The 20,882-nt window shown below is 73.5% G+C and carries 15 protein-coding genes; 7 read left to right on the top strand and 8 right to left on the bottom strand.

The annotated features are described in order from the left end of the window. Positions 1–82: 82 nt before the first annotated feature. From pepN (NPS70_RS06910) to NPS70_RS06895, 4 genes are all read right to left on the bottom strand, one after another. Positions 83–2,650: an aminopeptidase N gene (gene pepN / locus NPS70_RS06910; RefSeq protein WP_256523147.1), complete on the bottom strand. Its 2,568-nt coding sequence runs from the start codon at positions 2,648–2,650 to the stop codon at positions 83–85. A gap of 189 nt (positions 2,651–2,839) precedes the next feature. After that, a complete protein-coding gene (locus tag NPS70_RS06905; RefSeq protein WP_256523146.1) occupies positions 2,840–3,868 on the bottom strand; it encodes an aspartate-semialdehyde dehydrogenase in 1,029 nt (342 codons plus the stop codon). 228 nt (positions 3,869–4,096) lie between these two features. Beyond that, positions 4,097–7,414 carry a S8 family serine peptidase gene (locus NPS70_RS06900; RefSeq protein WP_256523145.1) on the bottom strand — a complete coding sequence of 1,106 codons (3,318 nt, stop codon included), beginning with the start codon at positions 7,412–7,414 and terminating at the stop codon, positions 4,097–4,099. A 325-nt stretch (positions 7,415–7,739) separates the two neighbouring features. After that, the gene (locus NPS70_RS06895) at positions 7,740–8,279 is read right to left on the bottom strand and encodes a CGNR zinc finger domain-containing protein (RefSeq protein ID WP_256523143.1); all 540 of its coding nucleotides are present in this window, start codon (positions 8,277–8,279) and stop codon (positions 7,740–7,742) included. A 247-nt stretch (positions 8,280–8,526) separates the two neighbouring features. Here NPS70_RS06895 and NPS70_RS06890 point away from each other — a divergent pair, with 247 nt between their 5' ends. From NPS70_RS06890 to NPS70_RS06880, 3 genes are all read left to right on the top strand, one after another. Next, entirely contained in the window at positions 8,527–8,877 is a 351-nt protein-coding gene (locus tag NPS70_RS06890; protein WP_256523142.1) for a VOC family protein, read from the top strand. 79 nt (positions 8,878–8,956) lie between these two features. Beyond that, on the top strand, positions 8,957–9,895 hold the full coding sequence (locus NPS70_RS06885; RefSeq protein ID WP_256523140.1) for a pyridoxamine 5'-phosphate oxidase family protein: 939 nt from the start codon (positions 8,957–8,959) through the stop codon (positions 9,893–9,895). A gap of 211 nt (positions 9,896–10,106) precedes the next feature. Next, positions 10,107–11,321 carry a serine hydrolase gene (locus NPS70_RS06880; protein WP_256523139.1) on the top strand — a complete coding sequence of 405 codons (1,215 nt, stop codon included), beginning with the start codon at positions 10,107–10,109 and terminating at the stop codon, positions 11,319–11,321. 40 nt (positions 11,322–11,361) lie between these two features. Here NPS70_RS06880 and NPS70_RS06875 read toward each other — a convergent pair whose 3' ends face one another. After that, positions 11,362–12,372, bottom strand: coding sequence for a hypothetical protein (locus tag NPS70_RS06875; protein WP_256523138.1), 1,011 nt, complete (start codon positions 12,370–12,372; stop codon positions 11,362–11,364). A 172-nt stretch (positions 12,373–12,544) separates the two neighbouring features. Continuing rightward, a complete protein-coding gene (gene pepN, locus NPS70_RS06870) occupies positions 12,545–15,127 on the bottom strand; it encodes an aminopeptidase N (protein ID WP_256523137.1) in 2,583 nt (860 codons plus the stop codon). A 137-nt stretch (positions 15,128–15,264) separates the two neighbouring features. Between pepN (NPS70_RS06870) and NPS70_RS06865 the strand changes: the two genes are divergently transcribed. Further along, positions 15,265–15,936, top strand: coding sequence for a DsbA family protein (locus tag NPS70_RS06865; protein WP_256523136.1), 672 nt, complete (start codon positions 15,265–15,267; stop codon positions 15,934–15,936). A 153-nt stretch (positions 15,937–16,089) separates the two neighbouring features. Here the strand turns inward: NPS70_RS06865 and NPS70_RS06860 are convergent, their stop codons facing one another. Together NPS70_RS06860 and NPS70_RS06855 are read right to left on the bottom strand one after the other, a co-directional pair. After that, entirely contained in the window at positions 16,090–16,734 is a 645-nt protein-coding gene (locus NPS70_RS06860; RefSeq protein WP_256523135.1) for a superoxide dismutase, read from the bottom strand. Positions 16,735–16,943: 209 nt separating this feature from the next. Next, entirely contained in the window at positions 16,944–18,347 is a 1,404-nt protein-coding gene (locus NPS70_RS06855) for an amino acid permease (RefSeq protein WP_256523134.1), read from the bottom strand. A gap of 419 nt (positions 18,348–18,766) precedes the next feature. On the opposite strand from NPS70_RS06855, the gene NPS70_RS06850 reads away from it, so the two are divergent. From NPS70_RS06850 to NPS70_RS06840, 3 genes are all read left to right on the top strand, one after another. Then, a complete protein-coding gene (locus NPS70_RS06850) occupies positions 18,767–19,351 on the top strand; it encodes a biotin transporter BioY (RefSeq protein ID WP_256523133.1) in 585 nt (194 codons plus the stop codon). Between the two features lie 197 nt (positions 19,352–19,548). Further along, complete coding sequence (locus NPS70_RS06845; protein WP_256523132.1) at positions 19,549–20,043, top strand: ribose-5-phosphate isomerase; 495 nt, start codon at positions 19,549–19,551, stop codon at positions 20,041–20,043. Continuing rightward, entirely contained in the window at positions 20,043–20,852 is an 810-nt protein-coding gene (locus tag NPS70_RS06840; RefSeq protein WP_256523131.1) for an Fpg/Nei family DNA glycosylase, read from the top strand. The genes NPS70_RS06845 and NPS70_RS06840 overlap by 1 nt, the downstream gene beginning before the upstream one ends. Positions 20,853–20,882 lie beyond the last annotated feature (30 nt).

The following is a 20,882-nucleotide window of genomic DNA, read 5'->3' as shown; positions in this document are numbered from 1 at the left end:
CCCAGCGCGCCTCCACTTCCGGAGGGACCCGGTCCTCCGCCCGGGCCGTGCGGGGAGTCCCCGCACGGCCCGCACGGGCGCGCTACCGCGCCGCGTCCGCCGCCTGCGCCCTCAGCGCACGCTCCACACCGGCGCGGGACTCCGACATCAGCCGGCGCAGCGCCGCGTTCGGCTCCGCCGAGGCCAGCCAGGCGTCGGTCGCGGACAGCGTCTCGGCCGACACCAGGAGCGAGGGGTAGAGCCCGACCGCGACCTGCTGGGCCATCTCGTGGCTGCGGGAGTCCCACACCCCCTTGACCGCGGCGAAGTACCGCTGCGCGTAGGGCGCGAGCAGCTCGCGCTGGTCGGTCTGGACGAAGCCCGCGATGACCGCCTCCTGCACCGCGTTGGGCAGCTTGTCGCCCTCCACCACGTCGGCCCAGGCGGCCTCCTTCGCCTCCGCCGTCGGACGGGCCGCCCGGGCGGTCGCCGCGTGGCGCTCGCCCGCGGCGGTCCGGTCCCGCTCGTACTCGCCCGCGATCTCCTCCTCGTCGAAGACGCCGGTGGCGGCGAGGCGCTCCACGAACGCCCAGCGCAGCTCCGTGTCCACGACCAGGCCCTCGACGGACTCGGTGCCGTCGAGCAGGGCCTGGAGCAGGTCGAGCTGCTGCGGCGTGCGCGCGGTGGCGGCGAACGCCCGCGCCCAGGCGAGCTGGTGGTCGCTGCCCGGCTCCGCCGCCCGCAGATGGGCCAGTGTCGCGTCCGTCCAGCGGGTCAGCCCCGCCTCCCGCCACGCCGGGTCCGCGTAGAGGTCCAGGGCGAGCTTCACCTGGCGGTGCAGCGACTGCACCACGCCGATGTCGGACTCCTTGCCGATGCCGGAGAGCACCAGCTCCAGGTAGTCCCGGGTGGCGAGCTCCCCGTCGCGCGTCATGTCCCAGGCCGAGGCCCAGCACAGGGCGCGCGGCAGCGACTCGGCGAAGTCGCCGAGGTGCTCGGTGACGTTGCGCAGCGACTCCTCGTCGAGGCGGACCTTCGCGTAGGAGAGGTCGTCGTCGTTCAGCAGCACCACGGCCGGGCGGCGGGTGCCCACCAGGGCGGGCACCTCGGTGAGCGGGCCCTCCACGTCCAGCTCGACCCGCTCGGTGCGCACCAGCGCACCGGAGCCGTCCAGGTCGTAGAGGCCGATCGCGATGCGGTGCGGGCGGAGCACCGGCTCGCCCTGGGCGCCCTCGGGGAGTGCGGGGGCCTCCTGCCGCACCGCGAAGGCGGTGACGGTGCCCGAGTCGTCCACGGTGACCTCGGGGCGCAGGACGTTGATCCCCGCCGTCTCCAGCCACGCCCTCGACCAGGCCTTCAGGTCGCGGCCGCTCGTCTCCTCCAGGGCGCCCAGCAGGTCCGAGAGCCGGGTGTTGCCGAAGGCGTGCGCCTTGAAGTACGCCTGCACGCCCCGGAAGAACGCGTCCATGCCGACATAGGCGACCAGCTGCTTCAGGACAGACGCGCCCTTGGCGTAGGTGATGCCGTCGAAGTTCACGAGAACGTCATCGAGGTCGCGGATTTCGGCCATGATCGGGTGGGTCGAGGGCAGCTGGTCCTGCCGGTAGGCCCAGGTCTTCATGGAGTTGGCGAACGTGGTCCACGAGTGCGGCCAGCGGGACCCCGGCGCGTACGCCTGGCAGGCGATGGAGGTGTAGGTGGCGAACGACTCGTTCAGCCACAGGTCGTTCCACCACTCCATGGTGACCAGGTCGCCGAACCACATGTGGGCCAGCTCGTGCAGGATCGTCTCCGCCCGCACCTCGTAGGCCGCGTCCGTCACCTTGGAACGGAAGACGTACTGGTCGCGGATGGTCACCGCGCCCGCGTTCTCCATCGCCCCGGCGTTGAACTCCGGCACGAACAGCTGGTCGTACTTGGCGAAGGGGTAGGCGTAGTCGAACTTCTCCTCGAACCAGTCGAAGCCCTGCCGGGTGACGTCGAAGATCGCCTCCGCGTCCAGGTACTCGGCCAGCGACGGGCGGCAGTAGATCCCCAGCGGGACCGTGCGCCCGTCCTTCTCCCAGGAGCCGTGCACGCTGTGGTACGGGCCCGCGATCAGCGCCGTGATGTACGTGGAGATCCGCGGCGTGGGCTCGAAGCGCCAGACCCCGTCCCCGGAGGAGGCGGCCGGCGAGTTGGAGATCACCGTCCACCCCTCGGGCGCCTTCACGGTGAAGGCGAACGCCGCCTTCAGGTCCGGCTGCTCGAAGCAGGCGAAGACCCGGCGGGCGTCCGGCACCTCGAACTGGGTGTAGAGGTAGGCCTGCTGGTCCACCGGGTCCACGAAGCGGTGGAGGCCCTCGCCCGTGTTGGTGTACGCGCAGTCCGCCACGACGACGAGCTCGTTGTCGCCCCGCTGCAGGTGCTTCAGCGCGATCCGGGAGTCCCGGAAGACGGCCGCGACGTCCAGGGCCTTGCCGTTGAGCACGGCCTCGTGCACCGAGGGGGCCACGAGGTCGATGAAGGTCTCGGCGCCCTCTTCCGCCGAGGCGAAGCGCACGGTGGTCCGGGACCGGTAGATCCCGCCTTCCTGCGCCCCCGAGAGATCGAGGTCGATCTCGTACGAGTCAACGGTGAGCAGGCGCGCGCGCTGCTGCGCCTCGTCACGGGTCAGGTTTGTGCCAGGCACCCGGTCATCTCCTCGGTCTGCGTTGTTTGCGGTCATCCTTCCACGCGGCCCACCGGGCACGCCCGCGGTCATCGGGTCCCGGCGCCGTCGCCCCGCCGCCGGGCCGGGAGGGGCCCGGAGCGGGGAACGCGAGGGGGCGGGCACCGCGACGCAGCGGTGCCCGCCCCCTCGGAGCGCGGATGCGCGGGCTCAGCCGCGCAGCTCGTCGGCGACCAGCTCCGCGATCTGGACGGCGTTCAGCGCGGCGCCCTTGCGGAGGTTGTCGTTCGACAGGAACAGGGCCAGCCCGTTGTCCACCGTCTCGTCCACGCGGATGCGGCCCACGTAGGAGGCGTCCCGGCCCGCCGCCTGGAGCGGGGTCGGGATCTCGGACAGCTCGACGCCCGCGGCTGCCCCGAGCAGCTCCCGGGCGCGCTCCACGCCGATCGGACGCGCGAAGCGGGCGTTCACCTGGAGCGAGTGCCCGGAGAACACCGGGACGCGCACACAGGTGCCCGACACCTTCAGCTCGGGGATCTCCAGGATCTTGCGGGACTCGTGGCGGAGCTTCTGCTCCTCGTCGGTCTCGAAGGAGCCGTCGTCGACGATCGAGCCCGCCAGCGGCAGCACGTTGAAGGCGATCGGACGCTTGTAGACGCCCGGCTCGGGGAACTCGACGGCCTCGCCGTCGTGGGTCAGCTCCGTCGCGCGGCCGGCGACCTCCTTGACCTGCGCGTCCAGCTCGGCCACGCCCGCGAGACCCGACCCGGAGACGGCCTGGTAGGTCGTGGCCACCAGCGCCGTCAGGCCCGCCTCGGCGTGCAGCGGCTTCAGCACCGGCATGGCGGCCATGGTGGTGCAGTTCGGGTTGGCGATGATGCCCTTGGGCCGGTTGCGCACCGCGTGCGGGTTCACCTCGGACACCACCAGCGGCACCTCGGGGTGGCGGCGCCACGCGGAGGAGTTGTCGATCACGACGGCGCCCTGCCCGGCCACCTTCTCGGCGAGGGCCCTGGAGGTCGCCCCGCCGGCGGAGAACAGCACGATGTCCAGCCCCGTGTAGTCCGCCGTGGCGGCGTCCTCCACGGTGACCTCGCGGCCGTCCCACGGGAGGGTGGAGCCCGCCGACCGCGCGGAGGCGAAGAGCCGCAGCTCGTCGACCGGGAACTTCCGCTCGGCAAGGATCTTGCGCATGACCGTGCCGACCTGCCCGGTGGCTCCGACGATTCCGACCTTCACGGGGACTCCTCCGTACGTGTGTGCACCTGATGCGGCACTTGCGCCGCTCCATGATGCGTATGTCCAGGTCCGCCTTGTCCAATCGGTTGTCCGATGGGCGGGACGTGTGACACGCGACATGTCCCCCGGGGGACGGCCCCGGCAACGCCCGCGGGGCGGGTGCCCACGGCACCCGCCCCGCCTGACGTGCGGCGAACCGCACGGACCGTCACGCCCTCCTGCGGAGGGTTACGGAAGGACCTTGTCGATCCGGATGCTGCCCACGCCCGCGGCGGTGCCGCGGCCGTTGACCAGCTGCACCTCGCCGAAGAACTGCCGGCCCGCCGGGGCCGCGCTGTTCACCAGCACCTCGGCGGAGACCGCGGCGGTGCCGCCGGTCGGCAGCTCGACCGTGCCCGAGCTGTCCACCTTCACCTCGCCGAGCGAGGCGGAGTAGTACACGTCGCGGTAGTCGTAGGCGGTGGACCCGGACGGGACCGCGTAGGCGTCGACGACGACCGTGTACGTGCCCGCGGCGGGGTTCACCAGGCTCACCGACTCCTCGGAGTCGCCGTCCGCCGACTGGCCGACGACCACGCCGTTGCGCAGCACGACCAGGTCCAGGTCGGCGGCCGCGTCGGAGACCGAGCCGATGGCCACGTCCAGGCGCGAGACGCCCGCGGGCACCTCCACCGTGCCCTGGATCACGTCACCGTCGGCGATGGTCGGGCGGTCCTCCTTGGCCGAGCCGAGCGGCCCACCCTTCAGGGTGCCCTCGATCGAGGCGAAGCCGTTCCTGATCCCGAGGTCCACCGGGGTGGCCTCGCCGGTCCTGGCCTCCGGGATGACCTTCACCGCGGGGTCGAAGGCGGCACCGAGCAGGGTCACGTCCAGCTCGTACGGGTTGTACAGGTAGGGCGAGGTGCGGCGCGACTCGACCTCGATCTCCCACACGCCCGGCTGCGGGTCCGGGTAGGAGCGCACGTCCGGCCGGCAGGTGTTCTCCGGGTTGTAGTGCGGGTAGCAGTTGATCGTGGAGGTCGGGTCCACCGGCACGCCGTAGGGGTGGATCGCGATGAACCGGGTCTGGCTCTCGCCCCTCAGGCCGGAGATGGCGATCTCCAGGTTCTTCGCGCCCGCCGGGACGTTCACGAAGTACGAGGTGGTCAGGTTCCGCCGGGCGGTGCCCTCGGCCGAGAAGGTGTACGGGGCCTGGCCGAGCTCGTCGGCGGCGACCACGGTCGCCAGCATCAGCTTGTCGGTGCCCCGGGTGGCGGTGTCGTTGATCTCCAGGACCGCGCTGTGCAGGCCGGCGGAGCGCGGCTTGGCGGCGACCTTCACGGTGACCGGCTCGTTCAGCGGCAGCTTCACCAGGTCGTCGCCGACGACCCGGAAGGTCCGCTCGTGGTTGTTCTCGAACCACAGCTCGTGCCGGACCGGGCGGTCCGGACCGGTGGTCCGGGTGATGGTGATCTCGTAGACCTTCTTCTCACCGACCTTCAGGCCGCCCTCGCGGTCGTACAGGCCGGTGCCCTTGCCGGGCGTCTTCAGGAACTGGTCGATCGCGGTGTCCACCGGCGCGGAGATCGTGTACTCGTGCGCCGTGGCGCCCTTGGTGATCGCCTTCCAGGCGTCCGGGACGTTCAGCAGACCCGCGCCCTGCTCGTAGGCCTGGGTGCCGCGGATGTGGTCCGCGGTGCTGGTGACCGCGGTCCGCAGCTGCGCCGGGGTGACCTCGAGGCCCTTCTGCTTCGCGGCCGAGAGCAGCAGCGCCATGGAACCGGTGGCCTGCGGGGAGGCCATCGAGGTGCCCTGGAGCATCCCGTAGCCGGCGGGCAGGTCGTAGCCGGCCTCGGCGACCGGCTGGCCGGCCGACCAGGTCTGGATGGTGTTGATCGCCGCACCGGGGGCGGAGAGGGTCGGCGTGAACCCGCCGTCCTCGCGCGGACCGCGCGAGGAGAAGGGGAACATCGCGTACTTGGCGCGCACCTGGGAGCCGTAGTTGGCGGCCCACGTCTCCTTGGAGACCGTGGCGCCGACCGAGATCACCTTGTCGGCGAGGGAGGGGTCGCCGATGGTGTTGGCGCCGGGGCCGCTGTTGCCCGCCGAGATGACGAGCTGCACGCCGTAGGTGTCGATGAGCCGCGTGTAGAGCTCGGCGCGCGCGTTGTTGCCGTCGTTCAGCGCCGGGAGCCCGCCGATGGACATGTTGACGATGTCCACGCCGCGGTTGACCACGAGGTCGATCATGCCCTCGGTGAGGGCGACGTTGGTGCAGCCCCCGCTCCAGGTGCAGGCGCGCGAGGAGACCAGCTTGGCGCCGGGCGCCGCGCCGTTCATCTTCCCGCCGAAGAGGCCGTTGGCGGCGGTGATGCCGGCCACGTGGGTGCCGTGCGAGCCCTCGATGACGCCGATGCTCACGTAGTCCGAGGTGGCCCCGGCCGCGTTGTAGACGACGTCCTTGCGGATCTCGACGACGAACGGGATGCGCTCGGCGACCTCGGTCGCCGGGTCGTCCGTGCCGAAGTAGGCGACCTGGAAGCCGTCCTTGTACGGCTTGAGCACCTCGTCGTCGGTGAAGTCCGCGTTGTTGTCGAGGTCCACGCGGACCGTTCCGGCCTCGGCGTCGTAGAGCACGCCCCACACGTCGGTGGTGTCACCGTCGCGGTTGAGGTCGCCCTTCATGTCGCCGCCGGTGGTGGTGGCCTCGGCGAAGGTGCGGAAGGTGTAGGAGCCCGCGGGCGCCGTGTAGGTCCGCGAGCCGGCCGTGAAGGTCGGGCCGCTGACCGTGCTGTTCATCCGCAGCCAGGTGCCGTCGCCGTCCGCCACCGGGTCGGTCGCGGTCACCCAGTCGACGATCTTGCGCTCGCCGGTGGTCGTCTTCTGGAGCGCCGGGTGCCCCAGGTCGACACCGGAGTCGAGGATGCCGATGGTCACCCCGCGGCCGTCGGCCTTGGGGTTCTTCTTGACGAAGTCGACGGCGCCGGTCTCGAAGGACGGGTTGTACGGGTTCTCCGCCGGGGTCCCGGCGTCGGGGCCCGAGTAGCCCTTGTTCTTGCCCTTGCGGGCGGCCTGGCCCTCGGGGCGGTCCCCGGCCGGCGTCGGGTCGTCCAGCTCGATCTCGTGCTTGAGGTCGATGCCGTGGACGGTGGAGAGCTTGGCGGCGGCCTTCAGCGCGGCGTCCGCCTTGCCGGTCGGCAGGGTCGCCCGGACGTAGCCGAGCTTGTCGTCGCGCGCGCCGACGGTGGCGCCCTCGACGGCCTCCAGCTGGTCGGCCACCTGCTCGGTGCGGCCCGGGGCGGTCGCGACCATGACGGTCACGTCCTTCTCGCCCCTGGCCTCGGCGGCGGCGAGCCGGTCGGCGTCCGCGGTGCCGAGCTTCTCCGCGACGGCGGCCTTGTCGCCGCCGCCCGCCGGGTCGGCGGCGGGCGCGGCGAACGCCGGGGTGATGCCCGCGGCGGCGAGTGCGGCGACGAGCGAGGCCGCGGCCGCGACGCGTGCCGCGCGCCTGCGGCCGGGTATGGAGCGCCCTGTCGTGGTGCTCTGGGATTCGGGGGTCATCAGCATCCCTGTTGGTGAATGAGACGGTCCGGAATTCGGTGCCGGATGACCGCTCAGCCTTTCGCAAGAGACAGGCGTTTGTGGAGAGTTGACCAGGACATGAAGCGTTCCTGGCGGGAACCCGCCATGATCCGGAATGGGTCGGTCGGGTGCGAACCCATGCAGGGCTGCCGAAATCCTTCACTCCGGATGTGGTGATTCCGTTTGTGGTGGTGTCAGGGGGCGGTGCCGCAGGGCCTCCCGCGGGTGCGGGTGCGGGTGCGGGTGCGGCAGGGGGTGCCCATCCGCGGTGGCGGCACGGGACCCGCGGCGGGGCTCCGTCGGGGGCCGGTCAGTGGTCGTGGCGGCGGGCGTAGTGCCGCGACGCCTTCGCGCGGTTTCCGCAGACCGCCATGGAGCACCAGCGCCGGGTCCCGTTGCGGGAGGTGTCGAGGAAGTGCAGCACGCAGCTCTCGTGGGCGCAGCGGCGGATGCGGTCGGGAGCGGTGCGCAGCAGCTCCAGGTGGCCGCGGGCCGCCGTCCAGCCCGGCCCCCAGGTCGCGTCGGCGAACTCGGCGGCCTCGCCCGGTCCTTCGGCGGTGAGCGTCGGGCGCACCCGGCCGTGCGCGAGCACCGCGTCGACGCGGGCCGCGGCCCCGGGGCCGGAGCCGTCCACCAGGCCCGCCAGGGCCTCGCGGGCCGCCCTGGTGTGCTCCAGCGCGACCTCGTCCGCGGGGAAGTCCTCGTCGAGGCCGACCGTGCGCAGCCACACCGCCAGCCCGGCGGTGTCCCGGAGCAGGTCCCGCAGCTCCCCGCCCTGTATCCAGCGGGTGTTGAGCAGGTCCAGCGAGATCGGTTCACCGAGGAGGGGGCGCGGGTCGGCGGCGCTCAATCGGATTCCTTCGCTCCGGAGGGCGGGCGGTCCGGACCAGGGTAAGGGCTCCCCGTGCGGCGGGCGGCGGCGCGTCGGGGGTTGCCCGCCCCGTTGTCTAACTACTACGGTCCGTTTGGGCAGTTAGGCCGGTGAGGACGGCCGCACGCGGCAGAGAGGTCACCCATGACGTTCAGCGGCACCCTCGCCCCCGGCCGCACGGAGCCCGGCGCGACCGGCCGCGACCGGTCGCCCGCCTTCCGTACCGGTGTCCACGGCTGCGAGGTCCTCGGCGAGGGCACGGAGGAGGAGTCGCCACCACGCCTTCCCCGGGCAGCGCGGCATCCTCCTCCTCACCCTCCGGAAGCAGGCCGGCTCCCTGCTCGACGCCTCCCGCGCCGGACGGCGCCACCTCGCACTCGGGACCCCGGCCGCGGAGGGGGTACGGGACGCGGAGGCCCGGTCGAGGGAGCACGGGGCGCCCTCCGCCGACGGCGCGGCATCCGGCGGCATCCTCGTCCGCGACCCCGGCGGCGCCCGTCCGGGGAGCCGCGCAGCCTCCGGCGCCGCAGGGGCACCGGCCCCCGTGCCCTCCGCCCCCGCCCGCGGCTTCCTCTGACCCCGCGTCGGCCGGGGGCGCCCCGGCGCGACGCCCCCGGACCCGCCCTGCCCGACCGCCCCGTCAAGGAGGACACCCCGTGGACACCGAGCGCGGCACCTACCACCACGGCTCCCTCGCCGTGCAGCGCCGCCTGGGCGTCGAGGGGGAGGCCGCGCGCGTCGGCCGCTCCATCGGCGGCGGCATCAGGCCCGTGGCCGCGGCCTTCCTGGAGTTGCAGCCGCACCTCGTCCTCGCGGCGGCCGACGTGCAGGGGCGCATGTGGGCCTCGCTCCTCACCGGGCGGCCCGGGTTCGCCCGGGCCACCGGCCCGCACAGCGTCTCGGTGCGCGGCGGGCCCCCGGCGGGCGACCCGCTCGCCGATGCCCTCGCCGCGGGCCCGGTGCCCGCGGCAGTCCTCGCGCTCGACCCCCGCACCCGCCGGCGGTTGCGGATGGGCGGCAGCGTCCGCCCCTCCGCGCGCGGCCTTCTGCTGGAGACCGAGCGGGTCTTCTCCAACTGCCCCAAGTACATCCAGCAGAGACTGCCGCTGCCGGCGTCGCCGGGAGCCGAGGGTGCCGCACCCGCCGTGCCCGTCCACCGGACGGGCGGGGAACTCGACGCGGCCCAGACCGCGTTCCTCCGGGCGGCGGACACCTTCTTCATCGCCACCGGAACCTCCGACGGAGTGGATGTCAGCCATCGTGGCGGCAACCCCGGCTTCCTTCGGGTGGCCTCGCCCACCGGCCTGAGCTGGCCGGACTACCCGGGCAACGCCATGTTCCTCACCCTCGGGAACCTGGAGCGGAACCCGGGGGCGGGGATCCTGGCCCTGGACTGGAGCACGGGCGCCACGCTCCAGCTCACTGGCACCGCCCGGACCGCCTACGCCCCGGGCGGCGCACGGACCGTGCACTTCACCGTGGAGCGGACCGTGCACACCGAGGCGGCCTCCCCGGTGAGGTGGACCGCCCCCCGCTACTCGCCCGCGAACCCGGCCCTGCCGCGGGACGCGCCTCCCGGACCAGAGGCGGACTGACCCGTCGCCGGGTGTACCGGGACCGACGGGCCGCCGGGCGCACCGGGACCGACGGGCCGCCGGGCGCGCACCCTTGCGCCGCCCCGCCCACGCGGCCTCGACCCGAGACGGCCGAAAGCCGCCCAACCCTCCTCCCCCCACTCAACCCCGGGCGCCGCGGTGCGGTCCTGACCGCCGACAGCGTCCGCGAGCCCGAGAAGCTGGGGAAGAGATGACCGCAACCACGGCACGACGACTCACCGCACGCCGCGCCGCGGCCGCCGCCCTCGCGGTGGCCGCCCTGATCACCGCGGCGGCACCCGCGGGTGCCGCCGCCCCCGCCCCGGCACCCGCGGGGACGGCCGCCGCGCCGCCCGCCACCGGTCTCGGCGCCCACCGGGCCACCCGCGAGGCGCTCGACGCGGCCGTCGCGGCCGGCGCCCCGGGTGCGGTCGCCGGCGCCGTCCGCGGACACCGGGCCTGGCACGCCACCGCCGGTGCGGCGGACCTCGACACCGGGAAGCCCAGGACCCCCCGGGACCGCTTCCGGGTCGGCTCCATCACCAAGACCTTCGTCGCCACCGTGCTGCTCCAGCTGGAGGCCGAGGGCAGGATCGACCTGGACGAGAGCGTCGGGAGCCGACTGCCCGGCCTCGTCGAGGGCAACGGGCACGACGGCTCCCAGGTGACGATCCGTCAGCTGCTCAACCACACCAGCGGTATCGCCGACTACACCGCCGACCCCGACTTCGGCGAACGCGTCTTCGGCTCCGGCTTCCCGGAGCACCGCTACGACACCTGGACGCCCCGGAGCCTGGTGCGGACGGCCATGAAGCACGCACCCGACTTCCCGCCCGGCACCGCGTGGGGCTACTCCAACACCAACTACGTCCTGGCGGGCCTGGTGATCGAGGAGGTCACCGGAAGGCCCTACGGGCGGGAGATCGAGCGGCGCATCCTCCGGCCGCTCCACCTGCGGGCGACCTCCGTCCCCGGCACCTCGTCCGGGATGCCCCGTCCGAGCGGCCGCGCCTACTCCACGCTCGGCGCCGCGCCCTCGCCCGACCGGGACCTCCACGACGTCACCGAGCTCAACCCCAGCATCGCCCATGCCGCCGGGGAGATGATCTCCGACACCCGCGACCTGCAGCGTTTCTACCGCGCTCTGTTCTCCGGCCGGTTGCTCCCCGAGGCCCAGATGGCTGAGCTGACGGACACCGTCGAGGTGAGCCCGCAGGTGCCCGAGGCCCGCTACGGACTGGGCGTGATGTGGCGCAGGCTCGACTGCGGCACGGAGATCTGGGGCCACGGCGGCGGCATCCACGGCTCCCTCTCCCAGGTCGCCGTCACCGAGGAGGGCACCCGTTCGGTGGCGGTCAACCTCAACGGCGACTTCGCGGGTGACACCGCGGCCGTGGTCCGGGCCGAGTTCTGCGGGAGGCGCTGAGCCGGCACGGCGGGACCGGGACCGCCGCGCCCGCCTCCGCTCAGCGGGGCAGCACGCGCAGGTAGGCGGCGGGCTCCCGGTCCGCCGAGGCCATCAGCGCGGTGCGCACGACCACGGCCTGCCGATCCGGTGCCTCGCGCAGACCGCGCGGGGTGAGGTGCACCACCGTGATGCCCAGCCGCTCCAGGGCCTCCCGCCGGGCGGCGCCGGGCGGCCCGTCCCCGCCCCCGGGGGCGAGGACGCGGGTGTCCAGCTCCACGGCCACCGCCTGGTCCGGCCAGTAGGCGTCCACCCCGCCCAGTCGCGGCCCTCCGGGCAGGCGCAGTTCCACGTTCCACAGCGGCTCGGGCAGGCGGTGGGCGGCGACCAGCGTGTAGAGGCGGCTCTCGGCCAGGGACCGGCCCTCCGCGAGCAGGGCGTCGACGGCGTCGAGCACGTGCGGGCGCCCCAGCAGCCGGGCCCGGTCCAGCTCCCGCACCAGGGCGGCCGGTTCGCAGTGGCCCTCGCGCACCGCCTCGGTGAGCAGCCGCCGGGCGGCCTCGGGGTCGTCCTGCCCGGCGACGGCGTCGGCGACCGCCCGGCCCGCCGGTGCGACCGGCAGCCCGGTGACCTGCTGCGGCGCCGGAGGCGCCGGTCCGCGGACCAGCCGCACCCAGCCGGTGGACCGGAGCCGGCGGGTGTGGCCCACGAGCACGTCGACGGCGTCGAGCGCCCGCACCGCGGGGGCGGCGGCGAAGCCGTGCAGCGCCAGGGCCGCGAGGCCGGTGACCATCGCCTCGCCGTAGGGCCCGTCGTGTTCGGACCGGCCCGTCGAGGGCGCCGGCCGTCCCGCGTACAGCAGCGCGGCGAGCAGCCGCTCCCGGCCGGTGGGCGGACCGGGCCTCAGCAGGTAGACGCCGGGCAGCAGCACCTGCCAGGGGCCGCCGTCCCGGCACTGCTGCGCTACCCGCGCGGAGGTCAGCCCGCGGGCCCGCAACTGGGCACCCGAGACGACGAGTTCGCCTCCGGGCGGGTGGGGGGAGAGCGAGGGGGGAGTGTCGCACTGTTCCATGCGGTGGGCATGCCCGGGGGGCGCCGTGGCGCTAACCGCTGTTACAGGCCCGTCGGCATTTCGGGACAAGCCCGTCCTCAAGGGCGGTCCCGGCGCTGCCGAGTGCGTGCCGGAGCGGCGCGCCGGGCGGGGGTCCGACAGCGGCCCCCGCCCCGCGCGCCGGGGTGCCCTGTCAGGCGGTGTCCGCCGGGGCCTGCGCGTCGCGGGCCTGCGCCCGCAGGGCGCGCGCCAGGTCGTCGCGGGCCTCCAGCACCAGGCGGCGCAGTGCGGGCGCCGCCTTCTCGTGCGCGGCGAGCCACGCGTCCGTGGCGGCGAGCGTCTCCGGCGAGTCCTGGAGGGCCGGGTAGAGGCCGCTGACCACGTCCATGCCGATCTGGATGGAGCGCTCGGCCCACACCCGCTCGATCGCCTCGAAGTACCGCCCGGCGTAGGGCGCCACCAGATCGCGCTGGGAGGGCTGGACGAAGCCCGCGATGGTGGCCTCCACCAGCGCGTTCGACAGCCGGTCCGACTCGACCACGGCCGCCCACGCCTGGTCCTTCACCGCAGCCGACGGCCGGGCCGCGAGGCAGCGGACCTCGTGGCGCTTGCCGGAGGCGGTGTCGTCCCGGGCCAGCTCCGCGGCGATCGCGCTCTCGTCGGCGGCCCCGTGGGCGGCCAGGGGTCCGAGGAAGGCCCACCGCAGCTCCTGGTCGACCTCCAGCCCCTCGACCGCCGAGGTGCCGTCCAGCAGCTCCGCCAGCAGGCGCAGGTCCTGTTCCCCGGACGCCGTCGCGGCGAAGAACCGGGCCCAGGTCAGCTGGTGCTGGCTGCCGGGCTCCGCGCGGCGGAGCTCCGCCAGCGCCCCGGCGGCGGTGATCCGGCCGCCCTCCTCCCGCCAGTCGGGGGCGGCGTAGTGGACCAGGGCGGTCCGGGTCCACGCGTGCAGCATCTGCAGGACGCCGATGTCCGTCTCCCGGCCGGCGAACCGCAGCACCAGGCCGACGAAGTCCCGGGCCGGCAGGACCGCGTCCCGGGTGAGGTTCCACAGGGCGGACCAGCACAGCGCCCGCGCGAGCGGGTCCTCGATGTCGCCGAGGTGCTCGCGCAGCGTCGCCAGGGAGCGCTCGTCGAAGCGCAGCTTGCAGAAGGTGAGGTCCTCGTCGTTGACCAGCACCAGGTCGGGCCGCTCGGCGCCGGTCAGCTCAGGCACCGGGGTCCGCGCGCCGACCACGTCCACTCCGGTCTCGGCGTACCGCACCAGTTTCGCGCCCTCGACCCGGTAGAGGCCGACCACGACCCGGTGGGGGCGCAGCGTGTCGCCCTCCTGGACGACGGCCAGCTCCGCCACGCGCCCGTCCCCGCCGTACTGCGCCTCGGGCGTCAGCGTGTTCACGCCCGAGGTCTGCAGCCAGGCCCGGGCCCATTCGCGCATGTCGCGCCCGGAGGTCTCCTCCAGCACCGCCAGCAGGTCGTCCAGTGTGGTGTTGCCGAAGGCGTGGCGCTTGAAGTAGCGGCGGGCCCCCTCCAGGAACGGCTCCCGTCCCGCGTAGGCCACCAGCTGCTTGAGCACCGAGGCGCCCTTGGCGTAGGTGATGCCGTCGAAGTTGAGCTTGGCGGCCTCCAGGTCGCGGATGTCGGCCGTGACCGGGTGGGTCGAGGGCAGCTGGTCCGCCCGGTAGGCCCAGGCCTTGCGGTTGTTGGCGAACGTCACCCACCCGTTGGTGAAGCGGGTGGCCTCCACCATGGAGAAGGAGCCCATGAAGTCCGCGAAGGACTCCTTCAGCCACAGGTCGTCCCACCACTCCATGGTGACCAGGTCGCCGAACCACATGTGCGCCATCTCGTGGAGGATGACGTTGGCCCGGCGCTCGTAGGAGGCCGCGGTGACCTTGCCCCGGAAGACGAACTCCTCGCGGAAGGTCACGCAGCCCGGGTTCTCCATCGCCCCGATGTTGTACTCGGGCACGAAGGCCTGGTCGTACTTGCCGAAGGGGTACGGGTAGTCGAAGTGCTCGTGGAAGAAGTCCAGGCCCTGCTTGGTGACGAGGAAGATGTCGTCCGCGTCGAAGTGCCGGGCGAGCCCCTTGCGGCACATGGCGCCCAGGGGGATGCGCAGCACCGTGCCGTCCGGCAGCCGGCGCTCGTAGACGTCGGTCTCGTAGTGGTACGGGCCGGCCACGACCGCCGTGATGTACGTGGAGATCGGGCGGGTCTCGGCGAAGCGCCACACCCCGTCCTCGCCGCGGGCGCCCTCGGCGCCCGACCACACGGTCCAGCCCTCCGGCGCGGCCACCTCGAAGCGGAAGGGGGCCTTGAGGTCGGGCTGCTCGAAGTTGGCGAACACCCGCCGGGCGTCCGCCGGCTCGTACTGGGTGTACAGGTAGACCTCGCCGTCCTCCGGGTCGACGAAGCGGTGCAGCCCCTCGCCGGTGCGGCTGTAGGCGCACTGCGCGTCGACCACGAGGACGTTCTCCTCCTCGACGCCGTCCAGCGCGATCCGGGTGCCGTCGAAGACGGCCGCGGGATCGAGCGGGCGGCCGTTGAGGGTGACCGCGGTCACGGAGGGGGCGACGAGGTCCACGAAGGTGGCGGCACCCGGCTCCGAGGCCCGGAAGCGGACCGTGGTCACCGAGCGGAAGGTACGGGGCCCCTCCCCGGGCTCCTCGGCGTCCCCGACGGCTGAGCGCACGTCGAGCGCGACGTGGTACGCCTCGACGGTCAGCAGCTCGGCCCGGGTGCGGGCCTCGTCGCGGGAGAGATTCTCACCGGGCACGGGCACTCCTTCGTGTCTCGTTCGAACAGCAGTGATCCTCCCATGCGCTGCTGGCAGGCGGCACGGGGAATCCCCTGCCCGCCGCGCGTGTTCCCGCCCGTGGGCACACGGGGTGCCCTCCGGACACGAGGAGTGACATGTCGGACACGGCCCACGAGGCGACGAGCACGGCGGCCCCCGGGGGCAGGACGCCCGCCGACTTCTGGTTCGACCCGCTGTGCCCCTGGGCGTGGATGACCTCGCGCTGGATGCTGGAGGTCGAGCGGGTCCGCGAGGTCGAGGTCCGCTGGCACGTGATGTCCCTCGCGGTGCTCAACGAGGACCGCCTGGACGAACTGTCCCAGGAGTACCGGGAGATGATGGACACGGTCGCCTGGGGGCCGGTCCGGGTCGTGAACGCCGCCCGGCTCCTGCACGGCGAGGAGGTGGTCGGGCCGCTGTACACCGCGCTCGGCACCCGTTTCCACAACGAGGGGCGCGGCCCCGTCCCCGAGGCGGTCGCCGAGGCGCTCGCCGAGGTGGGCCTGCCCGCCTCGCTCGCCGCCTACGCGGAGAAGGACGCCTACGACGCCGAGCTGCGCGCCTCCCACAAGGAGGGCATCGACCTGGTCGGCCAGGACGTCGGCACCCCGGTCGTGGCGGTGCCCGGGCCCGGCGGGGAGCGGATCGCCTTCTTCGGCCCGGTCGTCACGCCCGCGCCCAGGGGCGAGGAGGCCGGGCGTCTGTGGGACGGCACCCTGATGGTGGCGTCCATCCCGGGCTTCTACGAGATCAAGCGCACCCGTACCCGCGGCCCGGTCTTCGACTGAGCCGCCCCCGCGGCGGCCCTCGGCCGCGCCGCGGTACGTCCCCGGACAGGCGACGGCCCCCACGAGTCACGTCCTCGTGGGGGCCGTCCTTTGTCCGCCCGCCCGGTGACAGTTGAGAAGACGATCACGAGCAGGGCGTTCGCGGGCCCCGGGTCAGGGGGCGATCAGCGGGGTGCGGTCCTTGGCCTGCGCGTAGCGCGCTGCGACGTCCTGCCAGTTCACGACCTGCCACATGGCCTCGATGAAGTCCACCTTCTGGTTCTTGTACTGGAGGTAGAAGGCGTGCTCCCAGGCGTCGAAGACCAGGATCGGCACGGTGCCCTGGCCCACGTTGCCCTGGTGGTCGTAGACCTGCTCGACGATCAGGCGGCCGCTCACCGGCTCGTAGGCCAGGACGCCCCAGCCGGAGCCCTGGGTGGTGGCCGACGCCTTGGTCAGCTGGGCCTTGAACTTGGCGAAGGTGCCGAAGGAGGCGGCGATGGCGTCGGCCAGCTCGCCCACGCCGTCGGCGGCCAGCGGCTCGCCGCCGCCGCCCTCCTTCGGGCCCGTCATGTTGTGCCAGTAGATGCTGTGCAGGATGTGGCCGGAGAGGTGGAACGCCAGGTTCTTCTCCAGGCCGTTGACGGAGCCCCAGGCGTCCTTGTCGCGCGCCTCCTCCAGCTGCTCGAGGGTGTCGTTGGCGCCCTTCACGTACGCGGCGTGGTGCTTGTCGTGGTGCAGCTCGATGATCTGCGGGTTGATGACCGGTTCGAGCGCCGCGTAGTCGTACGGGAGTTCAGGAAGCGTGTAGATGGCCATGGTTCGGTGGTCCCTCCGACTGGCAACTGCCTATTGCACATCTTATGCAACTGCACGCTAGCAGCAGCAGGGTGACACGGTGATCAGGCCCGGGGGTCCTGGGGCCGGCGTGCCGTCCCGCCGCCCCCGCCGGACATGCGCGGACCCCCGCGCCGGGTCGGCGCGGGGGTCCGGGTCGGTCGCGGGGACCGGGGGAGGGGCGTCGGGGGTCAGTCCGCCGGGCGGACGGTGCCCCGGCGGCGCTGGAGGGCGTAGCCCCCGGCGGCCAGGGCCAGGGTCAGGACCCCGGTGCCGAGCAGCTGGAGCCGCGTCTCCGGCTGCCGCACCATCATCCAGAAGACGGCCGTCATCCCGGCCAGGGCCAGCAGCGTCAGGCCGGGGTACAGCCACATCCGGACCACCAGGCGCTCCGGCGCCTCGCGCTCGGTGCGCCGCCGCAGTATCAGCTGCGAGACGCCGATGAAGTACCAGACGACCAGGATGATCGCGCCGATGGTGTTGAGCAGCCACATGAACACGTCGTCCGGGCGCCAGTAGCTGAGCAGTACGCACAGGAAGCCGAAGACGGAGGAGACCAGCACCGCGGTGCGCGGCACACCGCCGGTCACCCGGCCCAGCGCGGCGGGGCCCTGTCCGCGGGCCACCAGCGAGCAGGCCATCCGGGAGGCGCCGTAGATGTTCGCGTTCATCGCCGACAGGAGCGCGATCAGCACGACCACGTTCATGATCTCCCCGGCGGCGGGGATGCCCAGGTGGTCCAGGGTCGCGACGTAGGGGCCCTTCTCCGCCACGGCCGGGTCGTTCCACGGCACCAGGGTGACGATGACGGCCATGGAGCCGATGTAGAAGATCGCGATCCGCCACATCGCCGTGCGCACCGCCTTCGCCACGCCCTGCACGGGGTGCTCCGACTCGGCCGCCGCGATGGTGACCGTCTCCAGGCCGCCGTAGGCGAACACGGAGGCGAGCAGGCCCACGATCAGGCCCTCGCTGCCGTTCGGCAGGAAGCCGCCGTCGCCGGTGAGGTTGGAGGTGCCGGGGGCCTCGGCGCCGGGGAGCAGTCCGGTGATCGCCAGCACGCCGATGCCGAGGAAGAGCACGATGGCGCCGACCTTGAGCGCGGCGAACCAGAATTCGAACTCGCCGAAGTTCTTCACCGCGGCGAGGTTGGTGCCGCAGAAGACCAGCATGAACAGGGCCACCCAGGCCCACTCCGGCGTCCCCGGCAGCCAGCCCGTCATGATCGAGGCGGCGCCGATGGCCTCCAGGCCCACGGCCACGCACAGCAGGAACCAGAAGGCCCACCCCGCGGTGAAGCCGGCCCACGGGCCGATGGCCCGCTCGGCGTGCACGGAGAACGAGCCGGAGGCGGGATGGGCGGCCGACATCTCGCCCAGCATGCGCATCACCAGCATGACGAGCAGTCCGGAGAGCGCATAGGCCACCACGATCGACGGACCGGCGGCGGCGATGCCGGCACCCGAGCCGACGAAGAGCCCGGCGCCGATGACGCCGCCGAGGGCGATCATCGAGAGATGGCGTTGCTTGAGGCCGTGCGCGAGCCGGGTGTCGGCCGGCTGCTCGGTGGAGGGGGGCGCGGTGGTCCGGGACATGTGGGCCCTGTTCCTTGAATGGGCGGAGAGCAGCCGACAGTGTGAGTGGAGCACCGCCCGGAAGGAACGAGTGTCCGCTATGCGGTCACCATGTTCACACAAAGCCACCACGTCGACACGGGTCCGCGTGGTCCGCGGTGCCCCCGACCGCGTCGCGACCCTCGGCGCGTTCTCCGGCGTCGCCAGGGCGCGTTATGGACTTCCTACATACCCGTCGCACGCTCCCCCGTGGCCTTCCTGGCCCTACGCGCCCCGGACCTTAGTGATGAGCATCACCCGTCCCGGGGTCCTGTCTCGCTGCTTTGTCCGAACTCCACCATGGCGCCGGCCGTCGCTTTGTGGGCGGATGACGGTGATCGGGTACGTCACGCTGGGCTACGGTCGCCCTGTTCCCCCGCCCCTCACCTCCGGAGAGCCCGATGAGCACCGCTGCCGCCCCCGTCCGATCCGGCCTCGTCCTGGCCGACCTGGTCCCGGCCTCCCGCGCCCGGGACATCGCTCTGGTCGCCTCCGGTGCCGCGCTGACCGGACTCGCGGCCCAGCTCTCCGTGCCGGTCCCCGGCTCCCCCGTCCCGGTCTCCGGCCAGACCTTCGCCGCCCTGCTGGTGGGCTCCGCCCTGGGCACCCGGCGCGGCTTCCTCTCCCTCGGCCTCTACGCCGTCGCCGGTGTGCTCGGCGTGCCGTGGTTCGCGCAGGGCGCCTCCGGATACGGCATGCCCTCCTTCGGCTACATCCTCGGCATGCTGCTGGCCGCGACCGTGGTCGGCGCCCTCGCCCGCCGGGGCGCCGACCGGACCGTGCTGCGCACCGCCGGGGCGATGGCCCTCGGCTCCCTGATCATCTACGCCGTGGGCGTTCCCTACCTGGCCCTGGCCACCGGGATGAGCCTGTCCCAGGCGATCGCCGTCGGCCTCCTGCCGTTCCTCTTCGGTGACGCGCTGAAGGCGGCGCTCGCCATGGGCGCCCTGCCCACCGCCTGGAGGATCGCCGGGCGGCGCGGCTGATCCCCTCCGGCGCCCCCGGGGCCCGTCGGCCGCGCCCGCGGCGGGCGGGCCCGCGCCGTACGTGCGTGCGCCCCCCGCGCGCGCCCGCGCCCGTGCACCCCCGCGCACTGCCGCACACCGAAACGGACCGTGCCGGTCCGCCCCGCCGGGCGGGCCCCGCACCCGGACGCGCCCTCCCCTCGTGCCACACTCGGACCATGCGCGTCTACCTCGGCTCGGACCATGCGGGCTACGAACTCAAGAACCACCTCGTCGAGTGGCTGAAGGCCAACGGCCACGAGCCCGTGGACTGCGGTCCGCACGTCTACGACGCCCAGGACGACTACCCGCCGTTCTGCCTGCGCGCCGCGGAGCGCACCGCGGCCGACGCCGACTCCCTCGGCATCGTGATCGGCGGTTCGGGCAACGGCGAGCAGATCGCCGCCAACAAGGTCAAGGGCGTACGCGCGGCACTCGCCTGGAGCAAGCAGACCGCCTCCCTCGGCCGCGAGCACAACAACGCCAACGTGATCGCCGTCGGCGCCCGTATGCACTCCGAGGAGGAGGCGACCTCCTTCGTCGAGGTCTTCCTGGCCACCCCGTACTCGGGCGAGGAGCGGCACACCCGCCGCATCGAGATGCTCTCCGCCTACGAGACGACCGGCGAGCTCCCGCCGATCCCGGCGCACCACCCGCAGGAGCCGACCGCCTGATGCCCGAAGGGCACACCATCCACCGGCTGGCCGCCGACTACCGGGAACGGTTCGGCGGCCGGCCCGTGCGGGCCACCAGCCCGCAGGGGAAGTTCGCCGACTCCGCCGCGCTCATAGACGGAGCCGTGCTCGACGCCACCGAGGCCCACGGCAAGCACCTCTTCCTCGGCTTCGGACGCGGCGAGTGGGTCCACATCCACCTCGGCCTCTTCGGCAAGGTGGCCTTCGGCGACGCACCGGCCCCGCCGCCCACGGACACCGTCCGCCTCCGGCTCGCCAACCCCGACTCCTACGTCGACCTGCGGGGGCCCACCGCCTGTGCCCTGGTCACCGACGGGGAGAAGGCGGCCGTCCACGACCGCCTGGGGCCCGATCCGCTGCGCCCCGACGACGGACCGGACCGCGCCTGGGCACGCGTCTCCCGGTCCCGGAGCAGCATCGCCGCCCTGCTGATGGACCAGAAGGTCGTCTCCGGGGTCGGCAACGTCTACCGGGCCGAGGTCCTGTTCCGGCACGGCATCGACCCCTACCGGGCGGGGCGCGACCTCACCCGGCGCGAGTGGGACGCGGTGTGGGCGGACCTCGCCGCGCTGATGCGCGAGGGCGTCCGGAACAACCGGATCGACACGGTCCGCCCCGAGCACGGGCCCGAGGCGACGGGCCGCCCGCCGCGCGTCGACGACCACGGCGGCGAGGTCTACGTCTACCGCAGGGCCGCCATGCCCTGCCACGTCTGCGGGGACACCGTCCGCACCGCGCCGCTCGCCGCGCGCAACCTCTTCTGGTGCCCCACCTGCCAGCGGCGCTGATCCCGCCGCCCCTGCCCCGCGGGAACGGGG

The organism is Streptomyces sp. C10-9-1, assembly GCF_024497955.1.
Taxonomy (GTDB): Bacteria; Actinomycetota; Actinomycetes; order Streptomycetales; family Streptomycetaceae; genus Streptomyces; species Streptomyces sanyensis.
The sequence above is the reverse complement of the archived record's forward strand: the minus strand, read 5'-3'. Positions and strand labels throughout refer to the sequence as shown.

Excerpts from the sequence above, each read along its gene's own strand:
- NPS70_RS06865 (WP_256523136.1), top strand. The coding sequence starts at position 15,265 with ATGTCGGACACGGCCCACGAGGCGACGAGCACGGCGGCCCCCGGGGGC.
- NPS70_RS06900 (WP_256523145.1), bottom strand. The coding sequence starts at position 7,414 with ATGCTGATGACCCCCGAATCCCAGAGCACCACGACAGGGCGCTCCATA.
- NPS70_RS06880 (WP_256523139.1), top strand. The coding sequence starts at position 10,107 with ATGACCGCAACCACGGCACGACGACTCACCGCACGCCGCGCCGCGGCC.
- NPS70_RS06845 (WP_256523132.1), top strand. The coding sequence starts at position 19,549 with ATGCGCGTCTACCTCGGCTCGGACCATGCGGGCTACGAACTCAAGAAC.
- NPS70_RS06875 (WP_256523138.1), bottom strand. The coding sequence starts at position 12,372 with ATGGAACAGTGCGACACTCCCCCCTCGCTCTCCCCCCACCCGCCCGGA.
- NPS70_RS06855 (WP_256523134.1), bottom strand. The coding sequence starts at position 18,347 with ATGTCCCGGACCACCGCGCCCCCCTCCACCGAGCAGCCGGCCGACACC.
- NPS70_RS06840 (WP_256523131.1), top strand. The coding sequence starts at position 20,043 with ATGCCCGAAGGGCACACCATCCACCGGCTGGCCGCCGACTACCGGGAA.
- NPS70_RS06850 (WP_256523133.1), top strand. The coding sequence starts at position 18,767 with ATGAGCACCGCTGCCGCCCCCGTCCGATCCGGCCTCGTCCTGGCCGAC.
- NPS70_RS06860 (WP_256523135.1), bottom strand. The coding sequence starts at position 16,734 with ATGGCCATCTACACGCTTCCTGAACTCCCGTACGACTACGCGGCGCTC.